This is a genomic window from Pseudomonas sp. PSPC2-3 (assembly GCF_049898265.1).
In the GTDB taxonomy this organism is placed as follows: domain Bacteria; phylum Pseudomonadota; class Gammaproteobacteria; order Pseudomonadales; family Pseudomonadaceae; genus Aquipseudomonas; species Aquipseudomonas veronii.
Genome location: NZ_JAFCXJ010000011.1, coordinates 192,252 through 210,580, shown reverse-complemented (window position 1 = coordinate 210,580; position 18,329 = coordinate 192,252). Strand labels below are relative to the sequence as shown.

Sequence of the window (18,329 nt, the reverse complement as noted above, 5' to 3'; positions counted from 1 at the left end):
GTTCCTCTTGGCTAAAAACAATCAGGCAGACAGCCGCCAGATCATCAGCGCGATGCCGATGTCCAGGCGGTCATACGAATTATCCAGCCTCAGCCCGCACAGGGCTTCGATGCGCTGGACGCGGTGCGTCAGGGTATTGCGGTGGACGGCCAGGCGCTGCGCGGCGGCCACCAGGTTACCATTCTCGTGGAACCAGGCTTCGAGGGTCGGCAGCAGGCTTGGGCCATGGTGCAGGTCGTGGCGCAGCAACGGGCCCAGGCGGTCATTGAGAAACTGGTCGAGCAGCGCACGATCGCGCACGCCGCTGAGCAGCTTCAATACGCCGAGTTCGTCATACACGCAGAGCCCGGCGCGTTCGCTGAAGCGCCGCGCAGCGGCCAACGCCTGGCGCGCTTCATCCTGCGCCTGGGCCAGGCGCGCCGGCGGGTGGGCGGCGGCGCTCAGGCCGATGAACAGTTTCAGCGGCGCCAGACGCAGGTTCAGCGGCTTCAACCAATTGGCCAGTTGCTCCCGGTTAGCCAGCGCCGCGACGGCATCGGCGGCCGGCAGCAGCAACGTCCATTGGCCGGCGCGCCCGAGTACCGGCACCGCGGCCGACAACTGCCGCAAGCGCCGGGTAATGCTGTCGTGTTGCCGCGCCAACTGCGCTTCCATCTGCGCGGCCTCACCCTGGGCAAATAACGCGTCGCTGCCCTCCAACTGCAACTGCACGATTTGCCAATGGCCGGCCAGGGGCATGCCCAACTGGGCGGCGCGGTGCAGCAGCAGATCCAACGATTGATAGTCACCGGCCAGCAACCGCTCCAGCACATCGTGCCGCGAGCGGCCCAATTGCTCCGACTGGATCAACGCCGAACCGATCGCCTGGGTCACCAGCACCATTTTCAGTGAGTAAGGCTGTTCGATCAGCGGCATGTCGGCGGCTTCGGCGGCGTCCAGCAAGCGCTGGGGAATCGCCTGGATATAGGCCGGCCCGGTGAGAATCACCAACCCGGCCACCTGACGCAGGCAGGCTTCCTCCAGCAGTTGCAGCAAATTCGCTTCGTCCCGTGGGTGATTGATACCGGTGACGAACACCAGTTCGCCCCCCAGCACCCACTCGGCGATGCCGCTGTTCTCTGCGACATACGGCCAGCGCACGGCATTCTCCAGGCCCGCCGCCCCGGCGCGCAGACACAGAGACTCCAGCCCCGGCAGGGCGAGCACATCGGCAATGGTCAGGCTCATGCCTGTGCGTCAGCCAACGGTGCCCGCACGCGCAGTACGGCGCTGAGTAGCATGTAGGTCAGCGACGCGGCCACGATCCCCACCAACGGCGCCACCCAGGGCGAATTGAACGCCAGTACGGTGCCCACGGCGTAGGCGGTCAGCCCCGGCCAGTTGAACGCCGGCAGGCGCGCATCGGCCAGGCGCGGATAGCGGCCGCGGTAGCGATAGAAAAAGTCCGCCATGATCACCCCGCCAATCGGTGGAATCACCGTGCCCAGCAGGATCAGGTACGGCACCAGCATGTCGTACATGCCGAGCAGCGCCAGCAGCGTGCCGATCACCGCACCTGCCAGGGTCACCGTCTTGCGGCGGCGGGTGCGCAGCAGGTTGCAACCGGCCACGGCGAAGTTGTAGATGGTGTTGTCCTGCGTGCTCCAGATATTGAGCAGCAACATCGCCATCGCGGCCGTGGCAAAGCCTTGCAGCAGCAACACCTCCACCACGTCGGGCTGTTGATAGACGATGGCGCCATAAGCCCCGATCAGCACCATCAAGCCATTGCCGACAAAGAAACCGATCAGGCTGGCGAGCACCGCGACCTTGGCCGAGCGCGAAAAGCGCGTCCAGTTGGTGGCCTGGGTCGCGCCGCTGACAAAGGTGCCGAACACCAGGGTGATCGCCGTCGACAAGTCCAGTTCCGACGTCGGCACCACCGCCAGCAAGCCTTGCAGCCCGCCGACTTTCACCGTGGCGACCCACATCGACAGGCACAACAGAATGCCCATGGCCGGCACCGCGATGTAGGACAGAATCTCCAACCCGCGATAGCCCACGTAGGCCGTGGCGCAGAACAGCAGGCCAAACAGCACCATCAGCACCAGCACGTTGCCCTGGCTCAGCTCGAAATATTTGCCCAGCACCACGGCGGCGGTGGCGGTGCCCCAGGCGTACCAGCCGATCTGGGTGAAACCGAGGATCAAATCACTGAGCTTGCTGCCGACTTCGCCAAAACAGAAGCGCCCCATCAGCACCGAGTTCAGGCCGCTCTTGAACGCGATGTAACCCAAGCCTGCGGCATAAATGCCCAACAGCAGGTTACCCAAGGCCACGACGCCGAGCATGTCGACGAAACTGAACGCCACGCCCAGCTTGCCGCCGGCAAACATGGTCGCGGTGAAAAAGGTGAAGCCCAGCAGCACCATGGCGGTGGACGCCAGGCCCTTGCGTGCGTGCATCGGGACTTCGCTGAGGGGGTAATCGTTGCCCGGTTCTTGCTGCGTCATGTGCCTTGCTCCCTGAATGAGTGACGCAGGCCTATTGCACCGCGCGTGCCAATTGAGCAGCAGTGACGGGCGCACGGTGGGTGTTGTGCAGTATGCACAGGATTTATCGCCAGACAGGCGCGGAACGCGGGCGGGAGTGGTCGCGGTGCCCAATCGGGCACGAAAGCGGTGCAGCGGTGATACAAATTGGATCAGTCGAACAGCGTCAGCGTGGTTTCGCCGCGATGAAACGCAAAGGCCGCCTCGAGATCGCTTTCGATGGTGCGCCCACGGGACAGCGGCGGCAGGTCATCGAGGGCGAAAAAGCCCACCTCGGTGGTTTCGAACCCGGCCGTCGGCGCCAGTTGGTCGACCCGTTCACACAGGAAATACAGCTTGTAGAAGTCCCGCACATCCGGGCGATACAAGCCCTTGGCCTTGTGCGTGACGCTGTAGAGCGCCCGCGCCGTCACGGTCAGCCCGGCTTCCTCGCGGATCTCCTTGACGATGTTTTCTGCGGCCGACAGACCGATATCGGCATAGCCCCCCGGCAGCGCCCAGCAACCATCGGTCGCCTCGCGTACCAGCAGAATGCGCTCGCCGTCGATCACCGCGCCGCGGACATCGATCATTGGCGTCGAATAGCGCTGGGCGAAATCCGGGACGAGCCCGCTGATGCGCTCCAGCGGCACATTGCCCAATTGCGCGAGCATGCTGTGGGCGATCTCGGCAATTTCTTCCAGGCGCTCGCGTTCGAAGTCGTCGGTGCAAAAGTGCAGCCCCGTGGAAGCCAATGCCTGCAAGCGTTTGGCCTGGGCCAGCCAGGTGTTTTCCATGGGGTGCTCCCGCAGGGCGTTGACGTGAGGGTTACTCGCCGCGATAGATGCAGCCGCTGGTGCAGGTTTCATGGATGCGAATCGCGCTGAGTTCGGGCAGCAGGGGTTTCAATTCGGTCCAAATCCACTTGGCCAGTACTTCGCTGGTGGGGTTTTCCAGGCCGGGGATGTCGTTCAGGTAGTTGTGGTCGAGGCGTTCATAGAGCGGCTTGAAAATCGCCTTGATCTCCGAGAAGTCGCGAATCCAGCCGGTATGGGGGTCCAGGTCGCCGCTCAGGTGGATCGCCACCTTGAACGAATGCCCATGCAGGCGCCCGCATTTGTGGCCGTCTGGCACGTGGGGCAGGCGGTGGGCGGATTCGAATGTAAATTCCTTGAAGATTTCCACAGTATTTTTCAGCTCGGTCAGGTTTCTGGCAGGCGGCGAGTTTAACAGCTACATCGCGCCTCGCGCATACCGCTGGGTCAAAGCGCCTGCAAGCGCTCGCCCAGGCCACCCTGGTCGGCCAGGTGCAGAAACTCATCGCCCAGGCGCCGGCTCTCGCTCATTGCGGTTTGCCAGTATTTGTTGCGAGTCGCGTCATCGCCCAGAAAGCGCTTGAAGTCGCTGCGGTCCGGCAGTTTGCCGTGGGGCAGGCGGGCCAGGTAGTCCTTCGACGGCGCCAGCAGCAACACGTCCTGCAAGCCTTGTTGATTGCTGCGTCGCCACGGCAGGCCCTTGTCGAACCAGCCGGGGATGACGCGGTCGGTGAAGTGCGGGTACAGCACGATGTCATCGCCGTGGTAGGGCAGGTCGAGGTGGTAATCCAGCAGGCCGCCGTCGCGGTAGGTGCCGGCACCGGCGCCAGGCAGGTCGCGCACGCCTTGCATCACCAGGGGAATCGAGCCGGACGCCAGCAGCGCCTGGCGCAGGTTGCCCAGGTTCAGGTCGAGGAAGCGCGACGGAAAATCCCGCAGCGCATGCACTGGCGGCGCCTGGCGCGGGTCATGGATGATCAGCCGCTCGAAATGCCGCGCCAGCCGCGCGCGGCCGCGCAGGTTGTCGGCAATCACCGACGACAGGCCCAGGCCCAGCCGCCCGCGGTGGTCATCGGCGAGCAGGCCGTGGCTCTTGACCACCATGATGTTCAGCCGATAGCCGGGGTTGTCCAGCACCCGCGCATCGCGCCCGGCCAGCAGGTCATCGAGCATGCGCCGGCAGCTCTGGCTGACCTCGGCCATGGTCACGCCTTTGGCGAAGCGTTGTTCGTTGTACAGGCGGCCGAGGTCGAGCAGGCCTTGCACCGGGTCGGGCAGGCAGGCGCTGGCAAACCGCCAGGAACCGATGGAGGCACCGATCAGCGCACGTTCGCGTGGCGCGCGGGGCAGCCACTCGCCGAACAGCGCCAGGTCCAGGCCCTGGATGCCCAAGGCCTTGGGCCCGCCTGCCGCACCGGGAAGGATACCGACATCGGCAGGCTTGAGGCCTTGCTCGCGAATGCGCGCAAAGGCGCGTTTGCCGGCCTTGAGGGTCAGGGCGGGAAACTTGATGTGGATGGCTGTCATACCGGTCTCTGTTGAAGCGAGCGGGGCAGTATAGAAAATCTCGTCGGGTGAAGGAAAACGCGGGTGACGCGAATTGCCATGGTGGCAATTCAGTTTCAGTTAAGTTGCCGCGGATACGCTGGCGGGTGTAGGACAAATATCGTGAAACGGAGACTCAGCATGAAGCGTCTCACAATGCTGGTCGCCGCCGGGTGCGCGGCCTCTTTGGCGGCACAGGCCCTGGCAGCCGACCCCGACAAGTCACTCCGCGGGCCCGGCACTGTTACTATTGTCGCCTTCGATCAGCTGGACGCCACGGCCCTGGCCTTGCATCCCGGTTCGACCCTGCTGGACACCGACCTGGACGAGGTCTACGGCAAGTACCTCTACGAGGTCGAACTGGAGGATGTCGACGGCATCGAATGGGAGGTTGAATTGGACGCGCTCACCGGGCATGTGCTCAAGAATCATCAGGATACGTAATGAAGGTATATCGACGCGCCGCTGGCTGGGCGGGGCTGGTGCTCCTGGCGTTTTGCTCAAGCCTGTCAGCCCGCGACCTCAACCAGGACGAAGCCTTGGCACTGCGCCAGCAGGGGGTGATCCTGCCGCTCGAGCAACTGTTGCAGCAGGCCATGGCGCGCCACCCCGGCTCGCGGCTGCTGGAGGCCGAGCTTGAGAAAAAGGACGAGCAATATGCCTATGAAGTGGAACTGGTGACGACCGACGGTGTGGTGCGCGAGATCAAACTCGACGCCACCAGCGGTGCGCTGATCAAAGACGAGGAAGACTGATGCGCCTGCTGTTGGTGGAAGACAACGTACCGCTGGCCGATGAACTGCTGGCCGGCCTGCAGCGCCAGGGCTATGCCGTCGATTGGCTGGCCGATGGGCGCGATGCCGCGTACCAGGGCCGCAGCGAACCCTATGACTTGATCATCCTCGACCTCGGCCTGCCCGGCTTGCCCGGGCTCGAGGTGTTGGCGCAATGGCGCGCGGCCGCGCTGGCCACCCCGGTGCTGATCCTCACCGCGCGCGATTCCTGGGCCGAGCGCATCGAAGGGCTCAAGGCCGGCGCCGACGATTACCTGAGCAAACCGTTTCACCCCGAAGAACTGCACCTGCGTGTCCAGGCGCTGTTGCGCCGTTCCCATGGCCAGGCCAACCAGCCGACCTTGCAAGCGGCCGGCCTGCACCTGGATGAAGGGCGCCAATGCGTGCTGCGCGACGGCGACGAAATCCAGCTGACCGCCGCCGAGTTTCGCTTGCTGCGCTATTTCATGTTGCACCCGCAACAGATCCTGTCGAAAAGCCATCTGGCCGAGCATTTGTATGACGGTGAGACCGAGCGCGATTCGAATGTGCTCGAAGTCCACGTCAACCACCTGCGCCGCAAATTGGGCCGCAGCGTGATCGAAACCCGGCGCGGCCAGGGTTACCGGTTCGGCGCCAGTCCTGCATGAAGTCGATCCAGCGGCACCTGAGCCTGGGGCTGATCAGTGTGATGGTGGTGGTCGGCGTGGTGCTGGCGCAAACCAGCCTGTGGTTGTTCGAAGCCGGTTTGCAGCGCTATCTGGAGGCCGGCCTGCGCAACGACAGCGAGAACCTGCTGGTGGCGCTGGTGCGCGGGCCGAATGGCGTGCAACTCGACGAGCAACGCCTGGCGCCGGCCTATCAGCGGCCGTTCTCGGGGCATTATTTCCGTATCGATTTCGCCGACATCCACTGGCGCTCCCGCTCGTTGTGGGACCAGGAGCTACCACGCCTGCCCGCGGCCGGGCTCAAGGGCAATCTGCAGCTGGGGCCGGAAGGCCAGCAACTGTTGGTACTGCGCTCGGACTACAAGCGCTTCGGCCAATTGATTTCCATCAGCGTGGCCCAGGACTACACGCCCGTGCGCGAAAGCTTTCGGCTGATGCGTCAGATCGGCCTGGTGCTGGGGGTGGCGGCCCTGTTGCTGGTGTTGATCCTGCAACGGGTCACGGTCCGTCGTGCCTTGCGCCCGCTGGAAGTTGCGCGCAACCAGATCGCCCAGCTGCAACAGGGCCAGCGCTCGCAACTCGACACCCAGGTGCCGCAGGAGCTGGAACCGCTGGTAGCGCAGATCAACCACCTGCTGGCCCACACTGAAGACAGCCTCAAGCGTTCACGCAATGCCCTGGGCAACCTCGGCCACGCGCTGAAAACCCCGCTGTCGGTGCTGTTGAGCGCGGCGTCGAGCGAAGCGCTCAAGGATCAGCCGCGCTTGCGCACGCTGCTGCGCGAACAGCTTGAACAGGTGCAACAGCGCCTCGACCGCGAACTCAACCGCGCACGCCTGGCCGGCGACACCCTGCCGGGCGCCTTGTTTGATTGCGCGAACGAACTGCCGGGCCTGCTGGCGACCCTGAACATGGTCCACGGCGACCACCTGGACTTGAGCCACCACGCCGTCCCTGGCCTGCAATTGCCCTGGGACCGCGAAGACCTGCTGGAGCTGCTCGGCAACCTGCTGGACAACGCCTGCAAATGGGCGGATGCGCAGGTGTGCCTGAGCATCGGCGAGACGCCGCACAGTTACCTGCTGGCAGTGGAAGACGACGGCCCCGGCATTCCCGAAGCCCAACACGACCGGGTGTTCAGCCGTGGTACGCGCCTGGACGAGCAGACCGACGGCCATGGCCTGGGCCTGGGAATCGTGCGCGATATCGTCGAGGTGTGGGGCGGGGTGTTGCAGTTGCAGGAAAGCCAACTGGGCGGGCTCAAGGTGCTGATCGAACTGCCCAAACGCTGAGGTCGATCAAAAATGGGGGGAGGGGCTTACCCCCGGTGCAGACCGGAGACATCCTTTACGTTTGAAACCGGAGACATCGTTTACATGTATTAATCATGGCCTGGCGATGACCAGCCGATCAAAAGTGTGGGAGGGGGCTTGCCCCCGATAGCGGTGAATCAGTCGATGTAGCCTTTGACTGACCCACTGCAATCGGGGGCAAGCCCCCTCCCACATTGGATTTCCTTCAGAGTTGGTGTCGGTCACTCACACCTGGAAATGATCCATCAACCCCTGTTGTTGATTGGCCAGGTGGTTCAACGCCTGGCTGACGCGCGCCGATTCGTTGGCCTGTTCCGACAGCGACTCGGTGACATCGCGGATTGTCGCCACGTTGCTGTTGATCTCCTCGGCCACTGCGCTTTGCTCTTCGGCGGCGCTGGCGATTTGCAGGTTCATGTCGCTGATCACTGTGACCGCGGCGCCGATCTGGCGCAGGGCGGTGACCGCCTCGCCGACTTGTTCGACGCTGCTCTGGGCCTGGCGATAGCTGTTGCCCATGGCGCCGACCACATCGGTGGTGCCGCTTTGCAGTTGCTCGATCACCAGGCGGGTTTCTTCCACCGACTCCTGGGTACGACGCGCCAGGTTGCGCACTTCGTCGGCGACCACGGCAAACCCACGGCCGGCCTCACCGGCCCGGGCCGCTTCGATGGCGGCGTTGAGGGCCAGCAGGTTGGTCTGCTCGGCGATGCCGCGAATCACTTCGAGCACCGAGCCGATCTGCGCACTGTTGGTCGCGAGGCCTTCAACCTGGGCCATGGCGGTGCTCATGTCCGCCGCCAGATGGCCGATGTTGGTGGTGGTGCGGTCGATCACCTGCAGGCCGTCACGGGTGGCCTGGTCGGCATCGCGCGCGGCTTGGGCGGCCTGGGCCGCACTGCGGGCGACGTCCTGGGCGGTGGCGCTCATTTCATGGGAGGCGGTGGCCACCTGGTCGACCTGGCGGTATTGCTGCTCCATGCCGGCGCTGGTTTCGCTGGCGATCGCGGCGGATTGGTCGGCGGTGCCGCGGGCGTCCTGCACCGAGCGTTTGACCTCGGCGATGATCGGCTGCAGTTTGTCGAGGAAGCGGTTGAACCAGCCGGCCAGTTGCCCCAGCTCGTCCTGTTTGGCGTAGTCCAGGCGGCGGGTCAGGTCGCCTTCGCCGCTGGCGATGTCTTCGAGCATGTGCGCCACGCTCAGGATCGGCCGGGTCACGCTGCGCGCCATCAGCCACACCAGTCCCAGGCCGATCACGGCGGCGAGCAGGCCCAGGCTCAACTCGAGCAGGGTGCCGCGGGCGTTGTCGGCGTCCAGTTGCGCCTTGAGCGCTTCGGCCGGGCCCACCAGGACTTTTTCCGGCACATCCAGCAACACGCCCCACGGCTTGCCGCCGGGGATCGGCGTGAACGGCGCCAGGACCTTGAGTCGATGGTCGGCACGCAGGCTGCTGATCCGCGTACTGCCGGCCAGGGCGCTGAGCAATTGCGCGCCGCTGGCGGTGTCGACCTGGTCCAGGCGCTGGCTGAGCTTGCTCGCATCCGGGCTGTAGCCGGCCAGCAAGCCGGTGGCGCTGAGAATGCTGATCTGGGTCTGGCCGTCATACAGCGTGTGGCTCGCCTGCTGGCTCACCGCCTGCAGGCTGTTGAGGTTGATGTCCACCGACAGCGAGGCGATGACTTTGCCATTCACTATCAGCGGGAACACGAGGCTGGTCATCAGTACGTTTTGGCCGTCGATGACATAGAAGTACGGTTCGATCACACACGGTTTGAGGGTGGTGCGCGGGCAGGTGAACCAGGCGTTGGCCTTTTCTCCACTCGGGCCGACGCTGGTGTCGGACATGTCGCTTTCGGGCAGCGACATGGCGGTGAGTTTGCCGGGCGTCGGCTGTGACCAGTAGAGGGCGAATCGGCCTTTGTCGTTGCTGCCCAGCTCTGGCTGGTTGACGAACAGCTCATCCTTGCCGTCCAGGGCATTGGCTTCGAACACCAGGGACAAGCCGAGCAGGTCGGGGTTGGCCTGCAAGGCGGCCTTGACCTGGCGGGTCAAGTCTTCACGGGTGTCGAAGGCGTCAAGGAAGCGCTTTTCTGCCTGTTCGCGCAGGAACAGCACCTGGCGGGAAAACCCGTGACCGTATTGATAGGCATCCATGAACTGCTGGCGGATGCCCAGCGCCTGCGCTTCGCCCTGGGCTTCGATACGCGCCTGGGCCGCTTCGTCGAGCATGTGCATGCTGGAGGCTTTGACCTGCTGCGAACTCTGTTCCATGCGGTACAGCGACAGACCCACCAGCAGGGTCACGATCCCCAGCAGGCAGAGGCCGGCGAGCAGGGTGATTTTCCATTGAATGGACAGCTGTCTGAGGGACATCGCGGAGCATCCTTTACCTGAAAACATAGAGAGCCTTTATATCGGCGGCTGTATTTTTTTCTTTATTCAAACGTTCAATTTAAATTTGAAAGCGACGTCGTTTTTTGACATGCGACCGCGCCTGCTGCAAAGTGCGCGCCCTCTAATAAGACCTCCTTCCAGCCTGCACACCGGCAGTCATGCCGGTGCGGGCATGCCTGTATTTTGTTTTTTGCTTGAGGTAACCATGATTAACGCAGTCATCGCCGCGGTCGGCACCATGCTGGTGCTCAGCTTGTCCCGCGTGCATGTGGTCATCGCCATCATCGTCGGCGCCCTGGTGGGCGGGCTGACCGGTGGCCTGGGCATCGACGCCACGCTCCAGGCCTTCAACGGTGGGCTGGGTGGTGGCGCGACAGTGGCTTTGTCCTACGCATTGCTCGGCGCTTTCGCGGTGGCGATTGCCAAGTCCGGCCTGGCCCATGCCCTGGCGGACAAGGCGTTGCTGCTGGTCGATCGCCAGGAAGCCAGCGGCGGCAGCCATGTCAAATGGCTACTGATCGGCCTGCTGTGGGTGGTGGCGATCGCCTCGCAAAACATCCTGCCGATTCATATCGCGTTTATCCCGCTGCTGGTGCCGCCGTTGCTGTACGTGCTGACCAAACTGCAACTGGACCGTCGCCTGATCGCCTGCGTGATGACCTTCGGTTTGATCACGCCCTACATGTTCCTGCCGGTGGGCTTCGGCAACATCTTTCTCAACCAGATCCTGCTGGCCAACGTGGCCAAGAGCGGCGTGGACATCAGCCAGGTCAACGTGACCCACGCCATGGGCCTGCCGGCGCTGGGCATGGTGGTCGGCCTGCTGGTGGCGGTGTTTGTCAGCTACCGTAAAAAGCGCGTGTACGACCTGGAGAAAATCGAGCGGGTCGAACAGGTCGCGGTGCAATACAACCCACTGACCCTGCTGGTGGCCGGCCTGGCGATCGCCTCGGCGTTCATCATTCAGTTGTGGTTGGACTCGATGATCATCGGCGCCCTGGCCGGGTTTTTGATTTTCTCGGTATCGGGCATTGTGCGCTGGCGCGAGACCGACGACCTGTTCACCGAAGGCATGAAGATGATGGCGATGATCGGCTTCATCATGATTGCCGCTTCAGGCTTCGCCGAAGTGCTCAAGGCCACCGGTGATGTGCGCTCGCTGGTGGAAACGTCGGCGGCGTTCATCGGCCATAGCCGTGGGATCGGGGCGTTGCTGATGTTACTGGTGGGGCTGCTGGTGACCATGGGCATCGGTTCGTCGTTTTCCACGGTGCCGATCCTGGCCGCGATTTTCGTGCCGCTGTGTGTGCAACTGGGCTTCAGCCCGCTGGCCATTGTGTGCATCGTCGGCACGGCCGGCGCCTTGGGCGATGCCGGTTCGCCAGCGTCGGACTCGACCCTGGGCCCGACCTCCGGCCTGAATATCGACGGCCAGCACCACCATATCTGGGACACCGTGGTGCCGACGTTCCTGCATTACAACATCCCGCTGCTGGTGTTCGGCTGGGTGGCGGCGATGACGCTCTGACGGGGTCGTCCTACAGAATCTGCGCAACTGGCCGTTAACCTCTTAAGCCGCCACTAATAAGAGAGAAAAGCCATGCGTCTGAGCCTGAAGGTCAAAGTCCTGTGCCTGGCCATCGTGCCGGTGCTGTTGTTTGCGTTGGTGATCAGCCTGACCACGGTGTGGATCCTCAAGGGGCAAGCGCGCAACGAGGTGGATGAGACCCGCCAGCACTTGCTCGACGCCGCCAAGGCCACTCTGCAGAGTTATGTGGAAGTGGCCATGACCACCATCAAGCCGCTCTACGACGCCGCCGCCCCGGGCGATACGGCGGCGCGTGCCGAGGTGGTCAAGCTGCTGTCCAATACTAGCTACGGCAAGGATGGCTACTTCTTCGGCTACGACTCCGAAACCATCCGCCTGTTCAAGGGCAACAGCCCGGACGGCGTGGGCAAGAGCTTCAAGGACAACCGCGACCCGAATGGCGTCTACGTCAACCGCGACCTGGTCAAGGTCGGCAAGGACGGCACCCACTACCTGCAATACAGCTCGACCCAGCCCGGCCAGACCGAACTGGTGCCCAAGCTCGGCTACACCGAATACCTGCCCAAGTGGGACATGGTATTCGGCACCTCGGTCAACCTGGATGGCATCGATGCCCAGGTGGCGGTGGTCGAGGCCAAGGTCAAGAAGCGCATGGAGGGCGTATTGCTGAGTATCTTCGGTGTGGCCGTGCTGGTGCTGCTGGTGATTGCGGCGGCGGGCATGGTCCTGGCCAATACCATCCTGCGTCCGCTGCACCTGATGAAAGCCAACCTCGACGATATCGCTGCCGGTGAGGGCGACCTGACGCGGCGCCTGGCTATCACCAGCCAGGACGAACTGGGCGATCTGGCCGGGGCCTTCAACCGGTTTGTCGAAAAGATCCACGGTTTGGTGCGCCAGATCACCGAAATGACCGCGCAACTCACCGGGCTGGTGGGCCAGGTGTCCGACCAGGCGCAGCGTTCGGAGCAGGCCATGGAGCGTCAGCGTCACGAGACCGACCAGGTGGCCACCGCGATCAATCAAATGTCTTCCGCCGCCCAGGAAGTGGCGCGCAGTGCCCAAGGCGCTTCCGTGGCTGCGCAACAGACCGACGCCGAGGGCCAGGCCGCCAAGCGCGTGGTGGACGGCAGCATCGCGCAGATCCATGCGCTGGTGAACGATATCCGCAGCAGCGGCGTGTCCCTCGACAGCTTGCAGCAGGACGTGTCGTCGATTGTCAGCGTGCTCGGCGTGATCCGCTCGATTGCCGAGCAGACCAACCTGTTGGCCCTTAACGCCGCGATCGAAGCGGCGCGGGCGGGGGAGGCCGGTCGCGGCTTTGCCGTGGTCGCCGACGAAGTGCGTGCCCTGGCCAGTCGTACCCAGACCAGCACCCAGGAGATCCAGGGCATGATCGATCGCCTGCAAAAAGGCACCGTCGCCGCCGTGGAGGCCATGCGCCGCTCCAGCGATGCCGGGGACGGCACCTCGGCCCAAGCCAACGAAGCCGGGGCGTCGCTGGACACCATGGCGCAGTTGATCGGCACCATCAACTCGATGAACGCGCAAATTGCCAGCGCCGCCGAAGAACAGACCGCCGTGGCCGAAGAGATCAACCGCAGCGTGCATCAGATTGCCGTGGCGGTCGACAGCGTGGCCGATGAAACCCAGTTGGGCGCCCAGACGTCGCGCAGCCTGGCCGACCTCGGCCAGCGCTTGGGCCAACTGGTGGCCCAGTTCAGGATCTGAGGGGGGTTACTCGACGTCGCGCATCAACAGGCCGAAACGCAGATCCATCTGCGCCGGCAAGGGCACATACACCGTGTGCCCATCCCCCGGCGCCACCTCGATGGCTTCGCCCTTGGCGTTGTGCAGGGTGGCCAGGTCGAAGTGAAAGTTGCCGGCGGGGGTCATCAGTTCCAGGTGATTGCCCACTGCAAAGCGGTTCTTCACCTTGACCTCCGCCAGCTCGCCCCGGCGCTCGCCGGTCAATTCGCCGACGAACTGCTGACGTTCCGACACCGAACTTCCGTTCTGGTAGTTCTGGTACTCGTCGTGTACATGGCGACGCAGGAAACCTTCGGTGTAGCCGCGTTGGGCCAGTGACTCCAGGTTGGTCATCAGGTTGCGGTCAAATTCGCGACCGGCCACGGCGTCATCGATGGCCTGGCGATACACCTGGGTGGTGCGCGCGCAGTAGAAGTGGGACTTGGTGCGGCCTTCGATCTTCAACGAATGCACGCCCATGCGGGTCAGGCGCTCCACATGCTGCACCGCGCGCAGGTCCTTGGCGTTCATGATGTAGGTGCCGTGCTCGTCTTCGAAGGCGGGCATCTGTTCATCCGGGCGGTTGGCCTCCTGCAACAGGAACACCTGATCGGTCGGCGCGCCAATGCCCAGTGTGGGCTCCGGCTGATATTCCTGGACGATATCGCCGGTGACGTTTTCCACCGCCGGCGTGGCCTGGTATTTCCAGCGGCAGGCGTTGGTGCAGGTGCCTTGGTTGGCGTCGCGCTTGTTCATATAGCCGGAGAGCAGGCAGCGCCCGGAATAGGCCATGCACAACGCGCCATGGACAAACACTTCCAGCTCCATGGCCGGCACTTGCTCGCGGATTTCGCCGATCTCTTCCAAGGACAATTCCCGCGACAGGATCACCCGGCAGATGCCCTGCTGTTGCCAGAATTCCACACTGGCCCAGTTCACGGTATTGGCCTGCACCGACAAGTGGATGGGCATCATCGGGAAGTGGCGACGCACCAGCATGATCAGCCCGGGGTCGGACATGATCAACGCATCCGGGCCCATGGCGATCACCGGGGCCAGGTCCTTGAGGAAGGTCTTCAGCTTGGCGTTGTGCGGCGCGATGTTGACCACCACGTAGAAACGCTTGCCCAGTGCATGGGCTTCCTCGATGCCCAGGGCCAGGTTGGCGTGGTCGAATTCGTTGTTGCGCACGCGCAGGCTGTAGCGCGGCTGGCCGGCGTATACCGCATCGGCGCCGTAGGCGAAGGCGTAGCGCATGTTTTTCAGGGTGCCGGCGGGGGCGAGCAGTTCGGGTGCAAGGACGAGAGACATGGGGAGTGGGGCCCAAAAGGCCGCGAGCGTAGCCGAACGCGTATAGGGATTTATTGATCCAGGTCTACGCTTGCTGCAACAAAAAAGGCACTCCCGGGATTTGCGACGGACTAAGCACGTGGACGCAAGCGCGCGCCCGGCTTTTTGACCTGGATCGGACATGAATCAAACCAATCTGCAATTCAAGACTCTGCTGTTACTGCTGGCCCTGGTGACCGTTGCCTTTATCTGGATATTGCTGCCGTTTTACGGCGCGGTGTTCTGGGCGGTCATCCTGGGCATCATCTTTGCCCCGATGCAGCGGCGCCTGCAGGTGAAATCAGGCTGGAACCGCAACCTGACCTCCCTGGCCACCCTGACGGTGTGCCTGGTGATTGCGATTCTGCCGGTGATCATCACCAGCGCCTTGCTGGTGCAGGAGGGGGCCACGCTGTACAAAAATGTCGAAAGCGGCAAGCTGGACGTGGCCGGGTATATCGAACAGTTCAAGAACTTCCTGCCACCTTATTTTCAGCACCTTCTGGACCGCTTCGGCATGGGCAACCTGGAAAGCCTGCGCGAGAAAATCGTCAAGAGTGCGATGCAGGGCAGCCAGTTCTTCGCCAGTCAGGCGTTCAGCTTTGGCCAGGGCACGTTCGATTTCCTGGTGAGTTTTTTCATCATGCTGTATCTGCTGTTTTTCCTGCTGCGTGACGGCCCGGAGCTGGTGCGAAAAGTCCGCACGGCGGTGCCGCTGGCCGAGCCGCAAAAGCGCCGCCTGCAACTCAAGTTCAACCGCGTGGTGCGCGCCACGGTCAAGGGCAACGTGTTGGTTGCCGTGACCCAAGGCGCGTTGGGCGGTTTGATCTTCTGGTTTCTGGACATTCCCAGCGCGTTGCTCTGGGCGGTGCTGATGGCGTTTTTGTCGCTGCTGCCGGCGGTGGGCGCGGGGATCGTGTGGGGGCCGGTGGCGGCCTACTTCCTGCTGAGTGGGGCGATCTGGCAAGGCGTGGTGCTGAGCCTGTTTGGTGTGTTCGTCATCGGCCTGGTGGATAACGTGCTGCGCCCGATCCTGGTGGGCAAGGACACCAAGATGCCGGACTACCTGATTCTGATCTCGACCCTGGGCGGCCTGTCGGTGTTCGGCCTCAACGGCTTTGTGATCGGGCCGCTGGTGGCGGCGTTGTTCATGTCCAGCTGGGCGTTGTTTGTCGAAAGCAAGCCGCGGCTCAAGTTGCCGTTGCCCTAGGCCTCAGGCGCGCAGCCTGAAGGTTGCCGCTTGTTGCTCGGCAGCCGATAACGACGTGAGCGGGCCGCTGACGGGTTCGCCATCGTGCATCAGGTACCAGCAGGCGAGTACACCCAGCTTGCGCAGGGGGGCAGGAACGGCGCTGCCGATGACGGACATGATCTGAATAGTGGGCATATGGACCTCCAATCGCTATGAGGGTCACCTTACGGGGTGCCAGCGTCGAGGAAAAATCACCCGGCTTGATAGTCGACATCAACGCCAGGCGTCACTCCACCACTTGATCGAGCATGTGTACCACTTCTTGCTCATTGAGCAGGCCTTTGCGCACCAGGCTTTCGGTCAGCAGTGCGAGGAATTTTGCGCTGCGGTGGCCTTCCAGGTGCTTGAGTTCGGTCAGTGCGCTGTAGACCTTGCTGGACGTACAGAGTCCGGCTACGTGGTGTGGATTTTGCGTGGGCATGGTCAGCCGTCCTTGTTGTTATCGGGTTCAGAGGTGGGATAGTGAAAGTGAGTCGTGACACAAACATGACAGCGCGAGACCCGGTCGGGCAAGTAGACTTTCGGCTTCGATGATGTGGGATTACGACTCGGCCATTGTCCTTATAACGACCTTGGTACGATCAATCCGCGCGAGGTGCGATAAAACGCCATGCAAAAAAGTGCCGGTGTCAATTCTTTCGCGCAAATCAAGAAGGACTTGAAACCGTATATGGGACAGTAGGTTAGCTCCTTTCGGGGCCGCTTAGAAGAAGAGCGGCGTTGTCGGCTAGGAGCGACATAGGAGCGTTGGGAGAGAAAGCCGCATCGCACTGTGTAGTGCTGGATTGCCGAGGAACGGCGGGCCTGTCGCATCATCATAGCCCAACAGGCTCGGCGGCATCCAGAATGAAGAACGCGCAGCCTGGGCTGCGCGTTCGATGGATGCCGTTGAATAGCATGCGGTGCAATCATGGCGGCTTCGGTGGTGTGCTGCGGGTCGCCGTGCCCTTCCTGAATCCTCGATCCCCCGCCATGAACGCTTCCAGCATATGCGGGATCAGCGTCGCCGCATCAACGGCCTCGCCATACGCCTGCGCGTGTAGCGCGGCGTAGCGGTCGAGGTCGACTTTCAAGCTGGTCGGGCAAACGAAAGTCAGCTTGGTGCTCTCGGTCTTCGGCAGCGGGCCGAGCCGCAGCTTCTTGGTCGTGCTCATCGTGAAGTCCCCCGGTTGAAGAACAGCGGCTGGTACGGCCGCAGCACCAGATCCCGGTTGACGATGATGCGAACCGGCAGGCCCGGCCGTTGCGTTAAGGTCGGCTGGATGTTGAGGTTGCGCCGGGTCATCTCCTGGCCGACCTGATTGATGCTGTCCTGCGCGCTGTCGCGCCCAGCGATGATGACGCGATCACCATCCTGCCGGTTCTCCGGCGCGGCCAGCTCGGCACCGACGCCCAGCAGCGTGGTGAGTGCCGCACCGGCAAAGATGCGGCCCCAGTGGTAGTCCACATCGTCCTCCAGCCCGGCATAGCCGGCTGGGTCGGTGCCGGCCAGGTTGTCGAGCGTGAGCGAAGACGTGTCCGGCAGGATGATCCGGTTCCAGACGACTTGAACGCGGCTCTGCCCGTAGCTGACCTGGCTGTTGTATTTGCCCAGGATGCGCGAACCCTGCGGAATCAGCAGGAAGCGCCCGGTGGCTGTGTCATAGACCGGCTCCGTCACCGTGGCGATCACGTCGCCGGGCAAGTCCGACTTGATGCCCGTCACCAAGGCACCTGCGACCACTGTTCCGGCCATAACCTGATACGGCGAAATTGGCAGAGTCAGATTGCCGGAATTACGGGTTTCAGTGGGGCCAGCTTTCATGAAAGCCTCTTTCTGGTCTTGCCGGTTTTGCACCGCTGTCGGGTCAGCAGGTTGGGCCGCCGTGGAGGCCGGCCCGGCCGCCAGCGGGTCAAACGCCGCATTGGCGGCGAAGCCCGGCGCAGCGGCCACCTGTGTCTGCGCTACCGGCGCCGCATTCTGCCCACCCGAGCGGAAGAACACGGACGAGGCCGCGGCCGCCTCGGCTTCTTTTCGCAGGGCATCGTTCGGGTCGTGACCGGGGGCCGCGTAGGCAGCCGTCGCCGGTTGCTGCGACTTCACGATAGCCGGGCCAAGATCGCCCGGCAGCGGTGGCCCTAGTTCGGGAACGGCTGGCAGCAACGCCGGCGGCAGCTTGGAATAGTCCGTCGGCAGCGCATCCAGTCCTTCCGACTTTGACACGCGATCGACGTTGTAAAGCTCGGTCTGCTCGCCTGTGCTGCGTCGATGAGGTTGCAGCGACCACATCAGCGCGCCGAGCACGGCGACCGCTAGGACGCCGGCAAGGATGGCCAGCGAGCGCCGGTTCAGGCGTGTGACTGGACGCGGCTGGGCGCGCAGCGCCACTGCCTCCGGCGCCACCTTGTCCGCCTGCGGCGCGGCAAGGTCGGGAGTGTCATCCTGGCTCATG

18 protein-coding genes and 2 pseudogenes are annotated in these 18,329 nt (G+C 63.4%); 8 read left to right on the top strand and 12 right to left on the bottom strand.

The features are described from left to right. Positions 1-21 precede the first annotated feature (21 nt). The 5 genes from ACP7E3_RS25300 to ACP7E3_RS25280 form a co-directional block, all read right to left on the bottom strand. Entirely contained in the window at positions 22-1,227 is a 1,206-nt protein-coding gene (locus tag ACP7E3_RS25300) for a PucR family transcriptional regulator (RefSeq protein WP_372813260.1), read from the bottom strand. Beyond that, the gene (gene codB / locus ACP7E3_RS25295) at positions 1,224-2,492 is read right to left on the bottom strand and encodes a cytosine permease (RefSeq protein ID WP_057004895.1); all 1,269 of its coding nucleotides are present in this window, start codon (positions 2,490-2,492) and stop codon (positions 1,224-1,226) included. Before codB ends, ACP7E3_RS25300 begins: the two co-directional genes overlap by 4 nt. A gap of 191 nt (positions 2,493-2,683) precedes the next feature. Beyond that, positions 2,684-3,307 carry an NUDIX hydrolase gene (locus ACP7E3_RS25290; protein WP_017847009.1) on the bottom strand — a complete coding sequence of 208 codons (624 nt, stop codon included), beginning with the start codon at positions 3,305-3,307 and terminating at the stop codon, positions 2,684-2,686. A 31-nt stretch (positions 3,308-3,338) separates the two neighbouring features. After that, positions 3,339-3,695 carry a 6-carboxytetrahydropterin synthase QueD gene (gene queD, locus ACP7E3_RS25285; protein ID WP_017736453.1) on the bottom strand — a complete coding sequence of 119 codons (357 nt, stop codon included), beginning with the start codon at positions 3,693-3,695 and terminating at the stop codon, positions 3,339-3,341. 77 nt (positions 3,696-3,772) lie between these two features. After that, on the bottom strand, positions 3,773-4,852 hold the full coding sequence (locus tag ACP7E3_RS25280; RefSeq protein WP_057004897.1) for a patatin-like phospholipase family protein: 1,080 nt from the start codon (positions 4,850-4,852) through the stop codon (positions 3,773-3,775). A 159-nt stretch (positions 4,853-5,011) separates the two neighbouring features. Here ACP7E3_RS25280 and ACP7E3_RS25275 point away from each other — a divergent pair, with 159 nt between their 5' ends. Genes ACP7E3_RS25275 through ACP7E3_RS25260 form a run of 4 tightly spaced genes read left to right on the top strand, consistent with a single transcriptional unit; the run spans position 5,012 to position 7,603 of the window. After that, complete coding sequence (locus ACP7E3_RS25275) at positions 5,012-5,314, top strand: PepSY domain-containing protein (protein WP_057004898.1); 303 nt, start codon at positions 5,012-5,014, stop codon at positions 5,312-5,314. Continuing rightward, positions 5,314-5,625 carry a PepSY domain-containing protein gene (locus ACP7E3_RS25270; RefSeq protein WP_017847012.1) on the top strand — a complete coding sequence of 104 codons (312 nt, stop codon included), beginning with the start codon at positions 5,314-5,316 and terminating at the stop codon, positions 5,623-5,625. The genes ACP7E3_RS25275 and ACP7E3_RS25270 overlap by 1 nt, the downstream gene beginning before the upstream one ends. Then, on the top strand, positions 5,625-6,293 hold the full coding sequence (locus ACP7E3_RS25265; RefSeq protein WP_046384042.1) for a response regulator transcription factor: 669 nt from the start codon (positions 5,625-5,627) through the stop codon (positions 6,291-6,293). The genes ACP7E3_RS25270 and ACP7E3_RS25265 overlap by 1 nt, the downstream gene beginning before the upstream one ends. Then, positions 6,290-7,603, top strand: a complete 1,314-nt coding sequence (locus ACP7E3_RS25260; protein WP_232566468.1) for a sensor histidine kinase — start codon at positions 6,290-6,292, stop codon at positions 7,601-7,603. The genes ACP7E3_RS25265 and ACP7E3_RS25260 overlap by 4 nt, the downstream gene beginning before the upstream one ends. A 246-nt stretch (positions 7,604-7,849) precedes the next feature. Here the strand turns inward: ACP7E3_RS25260 and ACP7E3_RS25255 are convergent, their stop codons facing one another. Then, the gene (locus ACP7E3_RS25255; RefSeq protein WP_370737510.1) at positions 7,850-8,605 is read right to left on the bottom strand and encodes a methyl-accepting chemotaxis protein; all 756 of its coding nucleotides are present in this window, start codon (positions 8,603-8,605) and stop codon (positions 7,850-7,852) included. Between the two features lie 102 nt (positions 8,606-8,707). Continuing rightward, positions 8,708-8,854, bottom strand: a pseudogene (locus ACP7E3_RS25250) (HAMP domain-containing protein); the annotation flags it as partial. Between the two features lie 1,372 nt (positions 8,855-10,226). Between ACP7E3_RS25250 and ACP7E3_RS25245 the strand changes: the two are divergent. From ACP7E3_RS25245 to ACP7E3_RS25235, 3 genes and pseudogenes are all read left to right on the top strand, one after another. Then, positions 10,227-11,546 (top strand): Na+/H+ antiporter family protein, encoded by a 1,320-nt coding sequence (locus tag ACP7E3_RS25245; RefSeq protein ID WP_164887027.1) that lies wholly within the window; start codon positions 10,227-10,229, stop codon positions 11,544-11,546. Positions 11,547-11,618: 72 nt separating this feature from the next. Further along, positions 11,619-12,440, top strand: a pseudogene (locus ACP7E3_RS25240) (cache domain-containing protein); the annotation flags it as partial. Between the two features lie 36 nt (positions 12,441-12,476). Continuing rightward, the gene (locus ACP7E3_RS25235) at positions 12,477-13,298 is read left to right on the top strand and encodes a methyl-accepting chemotaxis protein (protein ID WP_370737509.1); all 822 of its coding nucleotides are present in this window, start codon (positions 12,477-12,479) and stop codon (positions 13,296-13,298) included. A gap of 6 nt (positions 13,299-13,304) precedes the next feature. Here ACP7E3_RS25235 and yegQ read toward each other — a convergent pair whose 3' ends face one another. Beyond that, positions 13,305-14,627 carry a tRNA 5-hydroxyuridine modification protein YegQ gene (gene yegQ / locus ACP7E3_RS25230; RefSeq protein WP_079443293.1) on the bottom strand — a complete coding sequence of 441 codons (1,323 nt, stop codon included), beginning with the start codon at positions 14,625-14,627 and terminating at the stop codon, positions 13,305-13,307. Positions 14,628-14,787: 160 nt separating this feature from the next. On the opposite strand from yegQ, the gene ACP7E3_RS25225 reads away from it, so the two are divergent. Continuing rightward, entirely contained in the window at positions 14,788-15,855 is a 1,068-nt protein-coding gene (locus ACP7E3_RS25225; RefSeq protein WP_017847019.1) for an AI-2E family transporter, read from the top strand. Positions 15,856-15,858: 3 nt separating this feature from the next. Here ACP7E3_RS25225 and ACP7E3_RS25220 read toward each other — a convergent pair whose 3' ends face one another. The 4 genes from ACP7E3_RS25220 to ACP7E3_RS25205 all read right to left on the bottom strand — a co-directional run bounded on the left by ACP7E3_RS25220 (position 15,859) and on the right by ACP7E3_RS25205 (position 18,328). Next, a complete protein-coding gene (locus tag ACP7E3_RS25220; RefSeq protein ID WP_017847020.1) occupies positions 15,859-16,032 on the bottom strand; it encodes a hypothetical protein in 174 nt (57 codons plus the stop codon). 91 nt (positions 16,033-16,123) lie between these two features. Then, a complete protein-coding gene (locus ACP7E3_RS25215) occupies positions 16,124-16,318 on the bottom strand; it encodes a hypothetical protein (RefSeq protein WP_017847021.1) in 195 nt (64 codons plus the stop codon). A gap of 487 nt (positions 16,319-16,805) precedes the next feature. After that, positions 16,806-17,051 carry a DUF2274 domain-containing protein gene (locus tag ACP7E3_RS25210; protein WP_000108283.1) on the bottom strand — a complete coding sequence of 82 codons (246 nt, stop codon included), beginning with the start codon at positions 17,049-17,051 and terminating at the stop codon, positions 16,806-16,808. Beyond that, positions 17,048-18,328 (bottom strand): TrbI/VirB10 family protein, encoded by a 1,281-nt coding sequence (locus ACP7E3_RS25205; protein ID WP_003092274.1) that lies wholly within the window; start codon positions 18,326-18,328, stop codon positions 17,048-17,050. The genes ACP7E3_RS25210 and ACP7E3_RS25205 overlap by 4 nt, the downstream gene beginning before the upstream one ends. Between the last annotated feature and the right edge of the window lies 1 nt (position 18,329).

Bases quoted from the DNA above. Each gene is read 5' to 3' on its own strand.
- ACP7E3_RS25210 (WP_000108283.1), bottom strand. From the start codon at position 17,051: ATGAGCACGACCAAGAAGCTGCGGCTCGGCCCGCTGCCGAAGACCGAG.
- ACP7E3_RS25280 (WP_057004897.1), bottom strand. From the start codon at position 4,852: ATGACAGCCATCCACATCAAGTTTCCCGCCCTGACCCTCAAGGCCGGC.
- ACP7E3_RS25220 (WP_017847020.1), bottom strand. From the start codon at position 16,032: ATGCCCACTATTCAGATCATGTCCGTCATCGGCAGCGCCGTTCCTGCC.
- ACP7E3_RS25275 (WP_057004898.1), top strand. From the start codon at position 5,012: ATGAAGCGTCTCACAATGCTGGTCGCCGCCGGGTGCGCGGCCTCTTTG.
- ACP7E3_RS25205 (WP_003092274.1), bottom strand. From the start codon at position 18,328: ATGAGCCAGGATGACACTCCCGACCTTGCCGCGCCGCAGGCGGACAAG.
- ACP7E3_RS25215 (WP_017847021.1), bottom strand. From the start codon at position 16,318: ATGCCCACGCAAAATCCACACCACGTAGCCGGACTCTGTACGTCCAGC.
- codB (WP_057004895.1), bottom strand. From the start codon at position 2,492: ATGACGCAGCAAGAACCGGGCAACGATTACCCCCTCAGCGAAGTCCCG.
- ACP7E3_RS25270 (WP_017847012.1), top strand. From the start codon at position 5,314: ATGAAGGTATATCGACGCGCCGCTGGCTGGGCGGGGCTGGTGCTCCTG.
- ACP7E3_RS25260 (WP_232566468.1), top strand. From the start codon at position 6,290: ATGAAGTCGATCCAGCGGCACCTGAGCCTGGGGCTGATCAGTGTGATG.
- ACP7E3_RS25255 (WP_370737510.1), bottom strand. From the start codon at position 8,605: ATGGAGCAGCAATACCGCCAGGTCGACCAGGTGGCCACCGCCTCCCAT.
- ACP7E3_RS25225 (WP_017847019.1), top strand. From the start codon at position 14,788: ATGAATCAAACCAATCTGCAATTCAAGACTCTGCTGTTACTGCTGGCC.
- ACP7E3_RS25290 (WP_017847009.1), bottom strand. From the start codon at position 3,307: ATGGAAAACACCTGGCTGGCCCAGGCCAAACGCTTGCAGGCATTGGCT.
- ACP7E3_RS25235 (WP_370737509.1), top strand. From the start codon at position 12,477: ATGACCGCGCAACTCACCGGGCTGGTGGGCCAGGTGTCCGACCAGGCG.
- ACP7E3_RS25300 (WP_372813260.1), bottom strand. From the start codon at position 1,227: ATGAGCCTGACCATTGCCGATGTGCTCGCCCTGCCGGGGCTGGAGTCT.
- ACP7E3_RS25265 (WP_046384042.1), top strand. From the start codon at position 5,625: ATGCGCCTGCTGTTGGTGGAAGACAACGTACCGCTGGCCGATGAACTG.
- yegQ (WP_079443293.1), bottom strand. From the start codon at position 14,627: ATGTCTCTCGTCCTTGCACCCGAACTGCTCGCCCCCGCCGGCACCCTG.